General features: G+C 46.3%; 10 protein-coding genes. 9 read left to right on the top strand and 1 reads right to left on the bottom strand.

What is annotated here, in order from left to right; all coding sequences use genetic code 11:
• The first annotated feature begins 187 nt into the window (after nucleotides 1–187).
• The 3 genes from BQ8014_RS17490 to BQ8014_RS17480 are packed head-to-tail and all read left to right on the top strand — an operon-like array spanning nucleotide 188 to nucleotide 4,398.
• Nucleotides 188–2,362 carry a S9 family peptidase gene (locus tag BQ8014_RS17490; protein WP_080905481.1) on the top strand — a complete coding sequence of 725 codons (2,175 nt, stop codon included), beginning with the start codon at nucleotides 188–190 and terminating at the stop codon, nucleotides 2,360–2,362.
• Nucleotides 2,362–3,207: a lipoyl synthase gene (lipA, locus tag BQ8014_RS17485; RefSeq protein WP_080905480.1), complete on the top strand. Its 846-nt coding sequence runs from the start codon at nucleotides 2,362–2,364 to the stop codon at nucleotides 3,205–3,207. The genes BQ8014_RS17490 and lipA overlap by 1 nt, the downstream gene beginning before the upstream one ends.
• A 51-nt stretch (nucleotides 3,208–3,258) precedes the next feature.
• A complete protein-coding gene (locus BQ8014_RS17480; RefSeq protein WP_080905479.1) occupies nucleotides 3,259–4,398 on the top strand; it encodes a hypothetical protein in 1,140 nt (379 codons plus the stop codon).
• Here BQ8014_RS17480 and BQ8014_RS17475 read toward each other — a convergent pair.
• Nucleotides 4,395–4,895 (bottom strand): metallophosphoesterase family protein, encoded by a 501-nt coding sequence (locus BQ8014_RS17475; RefSeq protein ID WP_080905478.1) that lies wholly within the window; start codon nucleotides 4,893–4,895, stop codon nucleotides 4,395–4,397. The genes BQ8014_RS17480 and BQ8014_RS17475 overlap by 4 nt on opposite strands.
• 57 nt (nucleotides 4,896–4,952) lie before the next feature.
• Between BQ8014_RS17475 and ppk1 the strand changes: the two genes are divergently transcribed.
• The 6 genes from ppk1 to BQ8014_RS17445 all read left to right on the top strand — a co-directional run bounded on the left by ppk1 (nucleotide 4,953) and on the right by BQ8014_RS17445 (nucleotide 14,812).
• Nucleotides 4,953–7,037, top strand: coding sequence for a polyphosphate kinase 1 (gene ppk1 / locus BQ8014_RS17470; RefSeq protein ID WP_080906043.1), 2,085 nt, complete (start codon nucleotides 4,953–4,955; stop codon nucleotides 7,035–7,037).
• Between the two features lie 145 nt (nucleotides 7,038–7,182).
• A complete protein-coding gene (locus tag BQ8014_RS17465; RefSeq protein ID WP_080905477.1) occupies nucleotides 7,183–10,179 on the top strand; it encodes a carboxypeptidase-like regulatory domain-containing protein in 2,997 nt (998 codons plus the stop codon).
• A 41-nt stretch (nucleotides 10,180–10,220) separates the two neighbouring features.
• Nucleotides 10,221–11,552, top strand: a complete 1,332-nt coding sequence (locus BQ8014_RS17460) for a DUF4876 domain-containing protein (RefSeq protein ID WP_080905476.1) — start codon at nucleotides 10,221–10,223, stop codon at nucleotides 11,550–11,552.
• A gap of 23 nt (nucleotides 11,553–11,575) precedes the next feature.
• Nucleotides 11,576–13,189: a DUF6850 family outer membrane beta-barrel protein gene (locus BQ8014_RS17455; RefSeq protein WP_080906042.1), complete on the top strand. Its 1,614-nt coding sequence runs from the start codon at nucleotides 11,576–11,578 to the stop codon at nucleotides 13,187–13,189.
• A 61-nt stretch (nucleotides 13,190–13,250) separates the two neighbouring features.
• Nucleotides 13,251–14,126 carry an ABC transporter ATP-binding protein gene (locus tag BQ8014_RS17450; RefSeq protein WP_080905475.1) on the top strand — a complete coding sequence of 292 codons (876 nt, stop codon included), beginning with the start codon at nucleotides 13,251–13,253 and terminating at the stop codon, nucleotides 14,124–14,126.
• Between the two features lie 14 nt (nucleotides 14,127–14,140).
• Nucleotides 14,141–14,812 carry a hypothetical protein gene (locus BQ8014_RS17445; protein WP_080905474.1) on the top strand — a complete coding sequence of 224 codons (672 nt, stop codon included), beginning with the start codon at nucleotides 14,141–14,143 and terminating at the stop codon, nucleotides 14,810–14,812.
• Nucleotides 14,813–14,840 lie beyond the last annotated feature (28 nt).

Below are 14,840 nucleotides of genomic sequence, written 5' to 3'. Positions count from 1 at the left end.
TAATGCTAATTTACATGATTATCTTTAATAATCAAAGGGCTCATTTATAGATGGATAAAAACGCTTTAAATATTTTGTTTAAGAGATTTTTTAGAGAAAGAAATCTAACAAAGTATAAGTACGGAGGGGGAGAGCGTGATGTTAGAGTTTTTATACTAAATTTGCAAGGACAATAACATTTGGAATTATGAATAGATTCTGTTTGGCTTTTTTACTGTCAGGATTGTTTGCCATGGGTTTGACGGCACAGGACGGAAATAAGCGTATTGATTTGAAAGAGGTGACGGATGGTGCTTTTAACCAGATTTCTTCCATCGGCGAGCTTCGTTCCTTGCCTGATGGTGAACATTATACGGTTTTGAATAAAGATAGGAATAGGATCGTGAAATATTCTTACCGTACCGGCCAACCGGTGGATACATTATTTGATGTGAAGACGGCGCGTGAATGCACGTTTGATAAAATCGAGGGCTATGATATCAGTTCGACGGGTTATCGTATCCTTGTGTGGAACGAAAAGGAGCCCATCTATCGCCATTCCTTCAGGGCAATGGTCTATGATTATGATGTGCGCCGGAACTTGGTGAAACCGTTGTCGGAATCAAAAGAGAAAATCATGATTCCGACCTTTTCACCCGATGGGCGGATGTGTGCCTTTGTCGTGAACAATAACATCTGGTTGAAGAAATTCGATTACGACAGTGAAGTGCAGATAACGAAAGACGGGGTTCCCAATCAGATAATTAACGGTACAACCGATTGGGTTTACGAAGAAGAATTCGGCATTACCAACCTGATGGCCTGGGCGCCGAACAGCGAATACCTGGCGTTCGTCCGCTTTGATGAAACGGAAGTTCCCGAGTATTCGATGCAAATCTATGGGGAAAATTATTATCCCGGTTTTTATAATTACAGATATCCGAAAGCCGGAGAAAAGAACTCGAAGGTCACGCTTCATTCCTATAGCATAGAAACGAAAGATATAAAGACGCTTACCCTGCCGGTAAAGGAAGAATATTATATTCCCGGCATTACATTTACGACGAATCCGGACCAATTGGCGGTCATGACACTGAACCGTACGCAAAACCAATTCAACCTCTATTATACGAATCCGAAGAGTGGTGTTTCCCGGTTGATTTTAAACGACCAGAGTGAAACGTATATCGATTCCGAGTGGTTGAATTCAATCCGTTTTTATAATACGGGATTTACCTATGTCGGCGAGAAGGATGGTTACGCCCATGTTTACCTTTATTCTCCCACGGGGGTACTGCTGCGCCAGGTGACGAGCGGGAATTGGGATGTGACGCGTTTGCTCGGTTGGGATACGGAAACCGGGGCGGTCTATTATGAGTCGGCGGAAGAGAGTCCTTTGCGCCGTTCCGTTTACCGGATCGATACGAAAGGCAAGAAAACAAAACTTTCCACGCAGGAAGGAACGAATGCCGCTGATTTCAGTGCGAACTTTGCCTATTACGTCAACCGCTATTCCAATGTCCGGGAGCCTATGCAGATCACAGTGCATGAAACCAAAACGGGCAAAGTTTTGCGGACGTTGCAGGACAATGCCGCTTTGAAACAGAAACTGGCCGGTTACCGTTATTCACCCAAAGAATTCTTTACGGTGGAGACGGCTTCGGGATTCGAACTAAATGCCTGGATCGTAAAACCGAAAGATTTCAGCGAATCCAAGAAATATCCGGTATTGATGGTACAATACAGCGGACCCAATTCGCAGGAAGTTCTGGATAAATACAACTTCGGCTGGGAGCAATATCTGGCGGGGAACGACATCCTTGTTGTCTGTGTGGACGGACGGGGAACCGGCGCCCGGGGAGTCGGCTTCCGCAAATCGAATTATCTTCGGATGGGGGAATTAGAGTCCAGAGATCAGGTGGAAGCCGCCCAGGCGTTGGCCAAATTACCCTATGTCGACGGTAAACGGATCGCTATCTGGGGCTGGAGCTTCGGTGGATATAATACCCTAATGTCGATGAGTGTCGGCAACGGTACGTTCAAAGCGGGCATTGCCGTGGCGCCTCCTACAGATTGGCGGTATTACGACACGGTTTATACCGAGCGTTATATGCGTACGCCACAGGAAAACCAGAAGGGCTATGACGCCACTTCACCTATAAAGTTGGCCGCTAATTTGCAGGGAAGGCTTCTTTTGGTACATGGGACGGCGGATGATAATGTTCATTTCAAGCAATCGATGGATTATGCGGAATCCTTGGTGCAAGCCGGCAAACAATTCGAGATGCAATTCTATCGCGACCGGGATCACGGCATTCACGGAGGAAACACCCGGTATCATCTATATACGAGAATGTCTAATTTCCTATTCGATCATCTCTAATGGCGGAACATGTACGTAAACCCGACTGGTTAAAGATACGGTTAGGCGGTAGTGAACGCTTTTCCGAAACCAAAAGTGTTGTGGAGAAGCATGGCCTCCATACGATTTGCTCGAGCGGAAAGTGTCCCAACATGGGGGAGTGCTGGAGCCGGGGAACAGCGACCTTTATGATCGGAGGGGATATTTGTACCCGTTCTTGTAAGTTCTGTAATACATTAACCGGTAGGCCATTGCCCTTGAACCGGAAAGAACCGGAGCAGGTGGCCGAAAGTATCCGGCTAATGGGCCTGAAACATGCGGTGATCACTTCCGTCGACCGGGACGACTTGCCCGACCAGGGAGCCGGGCATTGGGTGCGTACGATTGCCACCGTCAAAGCCGCCAATCCGGGAACAACGCTCGAGGTGCTGATCCCCGATTTTCAGGGACGTTTGGACTTGGTGGATTTGGTAATCGATGCGGCGCCGGAAGTCATCTCCCATAATATGGAGACTGTTCGCCGGCTGACTCCATTAATCCGGAGTGCTGCGCGTTATGATAGGAGCCTGGCCGTCCTGGCGCATATTGCGGAAAGAGGCGTGAGAGCCAAAACCGGCATTATGGTCGGATTGGGAGAAGAAGAAGGCGAAATATACGCCTTGATGGATGATGTACTGAAGGCCGGCGTTTCGATCCTGACCATCGGGCAGTACTTACAACCTTCCCGCAAGAGTGTACCGGTGTCCGGATATATTAGTCCTGCCCAGTTCGAAACCTATCGTCGGATAGCCTTGGAGAAAGGTTTTTCGAAAGTGGAGAGCGGTCCTTTGGTGCGCTCTTCCTATCATGCCGAAAAGTATCTTTAACTGACTGAACATTCCACCTGCCTGCTTGTTTTATAGCAAAGGAAATGTGGAATGAAACAATTAACTATAAAAGAGATACGACGGGGGCTTACGAATCAGGCGGGAGGTCTTTTGCCTTTGTTGTTATTCATGTTTTTGAATAACTACTTTCCTTATTTGTTATCTTTCTCCATAGGAGTTATCTTCTGTTTTTTCAGTTATCTTCTGTTTTACGGTCTGTACAGGGGGCGTGTTTATCAATTTATGCTCTTGCCGTCTGCTATTACCCTGGTCCTTTATTCTCTATTCCTGTTTTCAAAGTTGGAGCCGATGCTTTATCTCTATTCCGCTTTGATTACGGAGCTTCTGTTAGTGGTCGTGCTTTCCCTGGTTTCTTTTTTCCGCCGGCTCATCATGAAACGCATCAAGGAACATCAGGCGGGAAAGACCAACCGTTCTCCTTTACGCAATGCTTTGGGAGAGTTTTTTTATATTGCACAGATCGTCCAGAATATCTATACGCTTCATTTGTTTGCCATCCTGCTATACATAATCCTGCCGGAGACGATGCATTCGATGACGATCGAACGCTTTCTTTTCCGACAGTTAGGAGTGGCTATCGGCATAACTATTATTGTTTATGAGCAGATCCGTCTCTATATGATGAAGCGCCAACTGCACCAGGAGACCTGGATACCGGTATTGGACGACCGGGGAAAAGTGATCGGCCGGGTAGCTAAGTCGGTAAGCCTCCGGCGCAAGAACCAGATATACCGCCATCCGGTCGTGCGGGTAGCCTTGCTCTATCGCAATATGCTTTATCTTGTGAAACGGGATGAGAGTGAACTGGTGTCTCCCGGGGTCCTGGACTTTCCTTTCCACCAATATGTACAGTTTCATCAGACTATCGACCAGGCGGTAGCAGAAACTATCGGAGCCGATCGTTTGAAGGAAATCAGCAAACCCCGTTTCCTGATCCGCTATTCGTTCCGGAATGAGAAGGTCAACCAGCAGATTTCCCTTTATGTGATTTGTACACAGAATGAGGAACAATTCAATGCCTGTAAGCCGGAAGGCGGCAAGCTGTGGACAAGCAAACAGATCGAGGATAACTTGGAACATGGAGTCTTCAGCGAATATTTCGAGAAAGAATACCCCTATATGCAAAGCACCATCCTGTTGGCGGAACAATATTGCTGCAAAGGAATCTAATCCCAGCGGTTGCCCAACTCAATTACTTCCAGATCCTTGATCGCTTTCCCATCGATGACGAATCGCACTAGTGTGCGCACCTGGTGGAACCCGCTTTTTCCGGCAGCGCCCGGATTGATGCAAAGGCAGTGCAGCGATTTGTCGTAAATCACCTTCAGAATATGTGAATGCCCGGTGATGAAAAGATCGGGTTTTGTTTTTATCAGTTCCGCTCGGACGCCCGGGGCATACCGGCCGGGATAACCGCCGATATGAGTCATCATGACTCCTACTTGTTCCACCGTAAAGTGTAAGGTTTGCGGATATTGTATCCGTAATTCCTGACCGTCAATATTCCCATAGACACCGCGCAGCGGCTTGAGTGCCGCCAGTCGTGCCGCCAGTTCTTCGGAGCCGATATCACCGGCGTGCCATATTTCATCGCATTCGGCGAAATATTTTCCGTATTTATCATCCCAACAGGCGTGTGTGTCGGAAAGAAGTCCGATTTTAAGCATCTCTTGTATATTTGTATCACAAAAGTACCTATATTTATGGACCTTAGACGCGATGCTATGCAGAATTATTATCAATATTTCGGACGTGACGTTAGTTGGTTGTCGTTTAACCGGCGTGTGTTGATGGAAGCGGAAGAAGATGAACTTCCTGTTTATGAACGAATTAAGTTCCTATCTATCTATGCGTCCAACTTGGAAGAATTTTATGAAATCCGGGTGGCGGAACACCGGGGAGTGATTATGAGGAAGATCTACGCCGAGGAAAGTGTCGTCGAAGCGGTCGAAACGTTGAATGCCATTACGGAAGAAGTCAGGCGCCAACAAAAGGATTTCTATCATACCTTTGATGAAATCGTTCAAGGGCTGTGCTGCCGGCAGGTTTATTTGTACCAGGATTGCAAACCTTTGCCTTTTCATGAGTCTTTCGTACGGAATTATTTTAATGAGGAAGTGTTCCCTTTCTTATCCCCGGTACTGCTTCAGGCGGGAGATATCCGCACATTTATCCGCGACCGCCGGCTTTATCTGGTCGTACGCATGAGCCGTCGCAAGAAAGCGGCCGCAGGAAATGCATGCCATTACGCCCTGATCAAGATTCCCTACGCCAAGACGCCGCGCTTTATTGAATTGCCTGAGCGGGAAGGTATTCACTATTATATGTTTATCGATGATATTATCCGGGCGAATCTACCGAACGTCTTTCCCGGTTACATCGTGGAGTCTTGCTACAGTATCAAAATCTCACGGGATGCCGATATTTATATGGAAGAGGAAAAGGAGAAAGACATCGTACGATCCCTTCGGAAAGAGGTGAAAAAACGGAAAATCGGAGCATTGAGTCGTTTCATGTATGATCATGCCATGCCTCCGGACTTCCTGTCCTTTATCTGCGAGGCATTCAATATCCAACCGGAAGACCTGCTTGAGGGCGGGCGATATATGAATCTCCAGGATTTGGTCAAACTGCCCAATCCGTATGGTAAATTGATGGAGCAACCTATTCCGTCGCCGATGCCCGTACACTATCTCGAAGAGAAAGGGTCAATTTTCAAGGCGGTAAAGGAAAAGGAGGTCTTGCTGCACTTCCCTTACCAGTCGTTCGACTACCTGTTGCGCTTCCTGATGGAGGCGGCTTTCGATCCGAAGGTGGAGGAGATCAAAGTCACGCAATACCGGGTGGCGGAAAACTCGGCGGTAGTCAATACCCTGATCAGTGCGGCGCAGAATGGGAAGAAAGTGACCGTATTTGTCGAACTGAAGGCTCGTTTTGATGAAGAGAACAATCTGGAAACCGCAGAGCAGATGGAGCAGGCGGGCATCCGGATTATCTATAGTATTCCCGGGCTGAAGGTTCACGCCAAAGTGGCCGTGATTATCCGCCGTCCCTCCAAGATCAAGGGAAAACATACCGATTTCGCCTACCTCAGTACCGGCAACTTTAATGAAAAGACCGCCCGTATCTATTCGGATATGGCTTTGTTGACGGCCCGCGAAGAGATCATCGAGGAAGTGAAAGCCGTATTCCGTATTCTGGAAGGCCAGGCGGAGATGCCCGACTTCCGGTATCTGATGGTTGCCCGCTTCAACATGGTGTCGGAATTACTCCGGAGGATCGAGCTGGAAGCCGAGCATGTAGCAGAAGGACGGAAGGGACGCATTATCCTTAAGATGAACGGGCTTCATGACCGGCGGATGATCGATGCCCTCTACCGGGCCAGTGAAGCGGGGGTGGAGATCGACTTGATTGTCCGGGGTATCTGCTGCTTAATTCCCAACCAACCTTATAGCCGGAACATCCGTATCACGCGTATTGTGGACATGTTCCTGGAACATTCCCGCATCTGGTATTTTTATAACGACGGCGAAGAGGACCTCTATCTTTCGTCGGCCGACTGGATGAACCGGAACCTGAACCGGCGCATCGAAACCGCTTTTCCCATTTTGACGCCGGAACTGAAAGAAGAGATCCTCCATATCCTGGATATCCAGTTGCAGGACAATGTGAAAGCCTGCTGGCTGGATGAATCGTTGCGCAATATCTATAAACGCGACGACAGCCCGGTGAAAGTACGTGCGCAGTATGAGATCTACAAATACATCCGGGAAAAGACCGGGAAAGAAGATCCATTAGATATACACTGAATGACAGGTATGATTTTTTATCCGGTTATTCTCCTCCTACAATACCTATATTGTTTAAAAATCTATTGAAAATACCTAAAATAGGGTATTGACGGGATGAAGGAATGTTTCTACATTCGCCCCCTTGAATAATTTTCCCTGATTAATGAAAAGAGGTATATTTCTCTGTATTTTTCTGTTTAGTGTGATCCTTTCTGTTTTTAGTCAATCTTATACGGTTTCAGGGAAGGTTTTGGAAGAAAAGCGCCACACTCCTGTAGAATATGCATTGGTGTCCATTCCTGAAAAAGAGATAACCGTAATGACAAATGACAAAGGAAATTTTACCATACGGAATCTTCCTGCCGGTTCTGCAGAGATCGTCATCTCAAGTTTGGGTTATCAAAAGGTCACATTTCATTTGTCCATTGGTAAAGATCGGGACGATTTAGTCTTTTATTTGTCGGAAAGCAGCTTGGCCCTGCAAGAAGTGCAGGTCACAGCCCAACGCAAGACAGAAGACCTGGCTACTTCCTATACGATCGGACGGGCAGCATTGGAGCAGATGCAAGTGCTGAATGTGACCGAGATTGCCGCCTTGCTTCCCGGAGGGCAAACCAGCCGGCGCTCCAATTTGGCTGTTTCGCGATCCAGCACAGATCATTTCGCCATCCGTACCAACGGAAGCGGCGAGATGGGATTGCCCGAGTTCGGGACGGTAATCGAAGTGGACGGGGTAAGGCTGTCCGATAATAGTCTGTTCCCGGATCGAACGGCAGAACTTGAAAGGACGTCAAGCACTCTCCGGATTACGGGAGCCGATACACGGAATATCGGAACGAGCAACATCGAATCGATAGAGATCACGACCGGCGTCCCATCGGTAGAGCACGGCGACCTGTCGAACGGTCTGATCCGGATCCATACCCGTAAAGGCAAATCGCCCTGGCAAATAAACGCCGTTACCAAGCCGAACACTAAATCATTCTCTTTGAGCAAGGGGTTTGATCTGGGAAATAACAGAGGCGTACTAAATGCTGCCTTCGAACGGACAAAGTCCAATTCCGATTTGGCTTCACCCTATACGGCCTACGACCGTAATAACTTATCGCTTACTTACTCCAATACATGGAATACCCGGAAAACGCCGCTTCGCATGACGTTCGGGCTTTCCGGAAATCTGGGAGGCTTTGACTCCAAAGCAGATCCCGATGCCTTTACTGATACTTATAGCAAGGAACGGGATCATACGATACGGGGAAGCCTGGATTTAGATTGGCTTTTGAATAAACCGTGGATCACTAATCTGCAATTTTTATCTACGCTGAATTACTCCGACCAATTGTCGGAAGTAAAAAAGAATCAATCGAGTTCGAGCGCTACCGCCGCGATCCATGCCCGAAAGGCCGGCTATTTCATTGCGACGGATTATGATACCGACCCCGATGCCGAAATTATCCTCATTCCTGCCGGCTATTGGTATACGACCGGACGGGATGATAATAAACCGTTAACCTATACTTCTAAGCTGAAGGCCAACCAGGCCGGAAAAATCGGCCGACTGAATCACCGTCTCATGCTGGGAATCGATTATAGCCGTTCGAGTAATGAAGGACGGGGGCTTTATTATACGGATATGCGTTATGCTCCCACCTATAGGGATTACCGGTACGACGAGCAACCGGCCGTCCATAACTGGGCAGTCTATGCGGAAGAAACCTTGGCTCTCCCGCTTTCCGGAGGACGCAAATTTGACTTTTCGATCGGGTTACGCGGAGATATGACGTATATCAGCGGTTCGGAATACGGTACGGTCAGTAGCCTTTCTCCCCGGCTGAATGCCAAATACCTCTTTTGGAAGCGTCCGGAAAGTTTGCTTTCCGAAATGGGGTTGCGCGCCAGCTTCGGAGATGCGGTGAAGCTACCTTCTGCTTATATCCTGAACCCAATCCCCACCTACACCGACCGGCTGTCTTTCACACCTGGGACGATGGCGGACGGTTCGGTATACTATGCTTATAATACGATGCCGAGTACGAACATATACAATCCGGATCTGAAATGGCAACGCAGCCGGCTACTCGAATTGGAATGGAACGGCAAGGCCGGGCAGGTGACATTTTCATTGCTCGCTTATCATAGCCGGACGATGGATCCTTATATCCAAAGAACCTTATATATTCCTTATACTTATAAGCAGACCGACCAGTCGGCATTAAATAATTTCCCGATTCCCAGTATGAACCGGGTTTATAGCATCGACCGGGAAACAGGCATCGTCACGGTATCCGATAAAACCGGGGCGAATCCCGACCAACAACTGGTTTATAAAGAGAAACTAACCGCCAAGTCGAATTCGTATTACGCGAACGGCAGCGCATTCTCAAAGAAAGGGTTGGAGTGGATCGTCGATTTCGGACAGATCCCTTCCATCCGTACTTCTTTCCGCGTCGATGGTTCCTACAATCATTATAAGGGAATCGAAAAAGAACTGCAGGCTAATTTACTAACCAGCCAATATATGGCGGATGGCAATCTGTATAAATACATCGGTTTCTATGAAGGAGGCAATAGTGTCTCCAACGGGAGCTTGTCTAAGAAGCTGACGAATAATCTTTCGGTAACCACCCATATCCCAGCGATCCGGATGATTCTTTCTCTGCGTTTGGAGAGCAACCTTCTTAATTATGCGCGTAATTTAAGCGAATCGTCTTTTGGTACGCGGGGCTTCCCTATTGATAATGTCGAAAGTTATTTCCCTTCGGAAACAGCTACCGATATTTATGCCGGAGATCATTATGTAGCGGTTTATCCCCAGTATTATATCAGTTTGGATGATATGGAAACGAAGATACCTTTTGCTGAGAAATTTGCTTGGGCTAAGGAGAATGATCCTGCTTTATTCAACGAATTGGCTAAATTGGTATTGAAGACCAACCGGAATTATTATTTTAAATCACAGAATGTATCCGCTTATTATTCGGCAAATCTGAGCGTGACAAAAGAATTGGGAGAGTATGTTTCAATCTCTTTTCTGGCGAATAACTTTTTGAATAATATGAGCAAGGTGAAATATTCGCAGAGTGGAAACGAGGCTACTTTGTATGACAATTCTTTGATCCCGACTTTTTATTATGGTTTGACCTTACGGATAAAATTATGAATTGCATAGAAAATAATATAATTATTAAATACATATAAATTATGAAATTGACAAAATTATTATTTTTACTGATTATCGCCTTATTGTTGGGCGTCTCTTGTAGTGATAACGATGATCCGAGTGATTATCAGACATATGATGTAACTGTTAAACTGGTTTATCCTTCCGATTATGAGTCAGTTGAAAATGTAACAGTAACACTGGTTAATACAGGGAATAATACGACATATGAAGATTCTACTAATGTCTCCGGCGAGGCCACCTTTAGCGTACCGGTGGGAATTTACCAGGCAACGGTAACAGACAAACGTTCGGTCAGCGGAAGCTCTGTGGTGTTGAATGGTATGGCTAATATTTCCGTTGGAACGGATTGGGTTGCTACGACACCGGTGGAATTATCCCTGACTGCTTCTAAAGCGGGAAGCGTTGTTATCAAGGAATTATATGCCGGAGGTTGCCAGAAAGATGACGGTTCCGGTAAATTCCAGCGAGATCCTTATGTAATTCTCTATAATAATTCGGAAAATGAGATCTCTCTTGAAAATATGGCTTTGGGAATAGCTTTACCTTATGGTATGACAACATCTAATAAATATTACGGAACGGATGGAAAACTTTCTTATGAAGCGGAAAACTGGATTCCTGCAGGAGATGCGATCTGGCACTTTAAGAATACGGTCTCGATACCAGCCGGGGAAGAGATTGTCATTGCGCTTCAGAATGCGGTGGACAACACGGTAACCTATAGCAACTCCATCAATTTTGCCAATGCGGAATATTATTGTACTTATGATGTTTCAGGGCAATACAAAAATACGACTTATTATCCTTCCCCTTCGGAAGTGATTCCCACCGACCATTACTTGTCCTCAACCGTTTACGGTATCGCTAATGCTTGGCCTTTGAGTGTGAATTCTCCAGCCTTCTTTATTTTTTCGACAGAAGGAACGACTCCTGCCGCCTATGCGGCGAATGTGGCTAATCAGCAAAATTATCCGGGGACGACGCAGGTTGTCATAAAAGTACCCGTTGAATGGGTGGTTGATGCAGTTGAAGTAAAAGGGCAGGGCGTAGATGGATATAAACGCCTTACTTCGACTGTGGATGCCGGGTATGTTACGATGATAAGCGGCGTGGGATATTCTATATATCGCAACGTAGATAGGGAGGCAACGGAAGCGATTGAAGAAAATTCCGGGAAGCTGGTCTATAATTATTCCTTGGGTACGACCTCGGAACAAGAGGGATCGACGGATCCGAGCGGTATCGATGCGGAAGCTTCCATAAAAAAAGGAGCGCGTATTGTCTATAAGGATACTAACAATTCTACCAACGATTTTCATCAACGTAGCCGGGCTTCGTTGAAAGATTAATGTCTGTAATGGATATCCGACAGATGGTTAAAAGAAAGATAAACATACTTTGGTTATTTCTTGCCGGTCTTTATCTGTCATTGTGCACTTTATCGGCCCAATCGGAAAAGACCGGGTGGGAGAGCTATGAATATGTCTACGGATCGAATCCCTGGCTGCAATCTTCGAATGCAGCCGGGCTTCAATCATTAACCATTCCTGATATTTCAACCGCGGAAACTTTTTTTAATAAGAAGAATGGAAAGCTGGTTAACTATTACGAATCGGATAATAGCTTGGCGTATGGTGCGGAAGCCCGTTCGCTCTATCGTTTGAACCCGAAAGTCGTCTTCTTCGGCGAAGTCCGGTATACCGGTTTTGAAGGAAAAAACATGGGAGGTTCGGCTTTCATCGATCCGTATAAGAATCCGTTCGATCTGGTAGAGTATGCAGACAGTACCCGGGGAGAGAAGAGAAGGGAGTTTTACAATCTGGTCGGCGCATTCAGTGCGGAGGTTTATAAAGGAATTATCTTCGGGGCAAAACTGGATTATGCCGCTGCGAATTATGCGAAACGCCGTGACTTGCGGCATGAAAACAAAGAGATGGATCTGACGGCAGCGGCTGGGGTTGCATCCCGTTTGACTCCTTTCTTATCAGCGGGAGTCAATTATTCGTATCGAAGGAGGACGGAAGAAATCAGGTTTGATATGTACGGAAATACGGATCAGCAGTTTAATACCTTGATCGATTTCGGCGCTTTTTACGGACAGCAGGAACGTTTCAGTGATAACGACGGCTATACGAAAGGGAATGCTAAAACCCCGCTTTTCGAAGAGTTCCATGGAGTTTCCCTTCAATTAGACTTTACAATCACCCCGGAATGGTCTTTCTATAATGAGTTGGGTATGCAAGGACGGGATGGATACTACGGTAAACGCGGGACGACAAGTATTGTATATGACGAGCATGATTCGAAGATTCTGGAATATCGCGGTAATTTGTCATTTCGGAAGCAAAATGCATTGCATGCATTTTCTCTGAATCTCCGCCGGGAGCAGCTTGCCAATTATGAAAATTCATACCGGAAAGAGACCCAGGCTTCAGGCAATACCATTATCAAATATATCGGACAGACGCAAATGTTGGATCAAACGTTATGGAATATCAAAGGGGAATATACCGCCTATTTAGGAATTGAGGAGGAAAACCCCCGTTGGGTATTGAATGCATTTGCCGGTTACCAGGAAAGGAAGCAAACGGTTTCCCTTTATCCGAATTACCGGAAACAAGATATCCATCAAATCCATCTGGATGTTTCTGCTTCCCGGAACCTGATCAGAGGGAACAACCAATATAGTTGCTTCTTAGGGATCGGATATCTTTCGGGCGGAGGAAATGAAAAGCAGGATGGAAAATATGATTCTTCGCAAAGCCAGACCTCTCCGGCGAGCTTGGACCGGTATTTATACCGTGAATATGAATATTGGACGACAGATCGTGTCAGAGGGGATGTCGGTTTCTGCTATTCCCGGTTGCTCAGGGATCGAATGAAGGGGTATGCACGGTTGGATTATGCTTTGACGGAAGCCTTTTCTACCGACTATATAGGAAAAACATTCAATGAGCTGACGTTGACGATTGGCGTCGGTTTTTAAGTTTAGAACGGATAAATAGAAAAAGTCTCTTTTTTTACTTAGGTTAGATTAAAAAATAAATATGGATACAGTTATTCAGTGTGATAAAATAACACACTATTATGGACCGAAACTTATATACAAGGATCTGAGTTTCGAAGTCAAAAAAGGCAAGATTCTCGGCTTGCTGGGCAAAAACGGTACAGGGAAAACAACGATTATCAACATTCTGAACGGATATCTCCGTCCGCAGTCGGGCGTGTGCCGCATCTTCGGCGAAGAAATGGAGCATTTTACACCGGCGACGAAGGCACGTATCGGGCTTTTACTGGAAGGACACATTCAGCATACCTATTTTAATGTGTTACAGATCGAGCGCTTCTATAGCCGCTTCTTTCCGAAGTGGAACCGGGACGCCTATTTCGAATTGCTAAAGAAATTGCAGGTAACGCAGACGCAGAAGATCAGTACCATGTCCTGCGGTCAGCGTTCCCAAGTGGCGTTGGGATTACTTTTCGCCCAAAATCCCGATTTGCTGATATTAGACGATTTTTCGATGGGGCTGGACCCGGGTTACCGCCGCCTGTTCATCGAATATCTGAAGGAGTATGCAACTGCAGAGGATAAGACGATTTTCCTGACCTCCCATATCATTCAGGATATGGAAATGCTGATTGACGATTGTATCATCCTGGACTATGGGAAAATATTATTGCATCAACCGACAAACTATATCTTAGGAAACTTCAAGCGTTACCGTTTTACAGCAGGCAGTGACCGGATCGAGCCGATCGAAGGCTTATGGAATACGGAGCGGATCGGTGCGGCTTGGGAAACCTATTCTTTCCTTCCGAAAGCAGAGGTAAGCCGGTTATTGGCTCCGTACCAAACGAGTGAATTAAAGGAGGAGACGCTCTCTTTGGAAGACGCCTTCATCGGATTGACAGGTAAATACTAAAAAATAAAAACAAGATGTTGCAATCCTTATTATTTAAAGAATGGATTAAAACCCGGCGTGTGATCACGATTCTGGGGCTTATTTTTGCTGCTATGATTGTCTATGCGTTTATTACGAACGGGCAGCTCTTCCGTGTATCGGGAGCCGTTTCGGTCTGGTCGAATGTGATATTGAAAGGGATGCCTATACTGCCGGATCTAATGAAATGGTTGCCTGTGCTGGCCGGAATCTTGCTGGCCGTATCCCAATTTGCACCGGAGATGACGGATAAACGGCTGAAGTTAACGTTGCATTTGCCTCTGACGGAAGTGAGGATCCTAACGACGATGTTGTTGTACGGTGTCTTATCACTGTTTGTTCTCTATGCATTGACTTATATGGTTCTGTCTGCCGGGCTGTCGTTTTATTATCCGGGAGAAATCCTGGCGAATATGTTCCGGAGCTCTGCCCCACCTGTTCTGGGCGGGTTCTTCGGTTATTTGTTGACGTCCTGGATCTGCCTTGAGCCGGTATGGCGCCAACGGATCGGCTATGCTTTTGCTACGGCAGCCTTCCTGTCGGTTCTTTACACTTCCGCCTTACCCGGAGCATATAGCCCTTTTATTCCTTACCTAGTGGTCCTGTTACTAATCAGTTTTTCTTTTCCTTTCTATTCGATGGCCCGCTTTAAAGACGGAGCTCAATAAAAGGAAATTAATTTATAGAAGATTAAAA

Source organism: Parabacteroides sp. Marseille-P3160 (assembly GCF_900162725.1).
Taxonomy (GTDB): Bacteria; Bacteroidota; Bacteroidia; order Bacteroidales; family Tannerellaceae; genus Marseille-P3160.
This window is presented reverse-complemented; position numbering and strand designations above follow the sequence as displayed.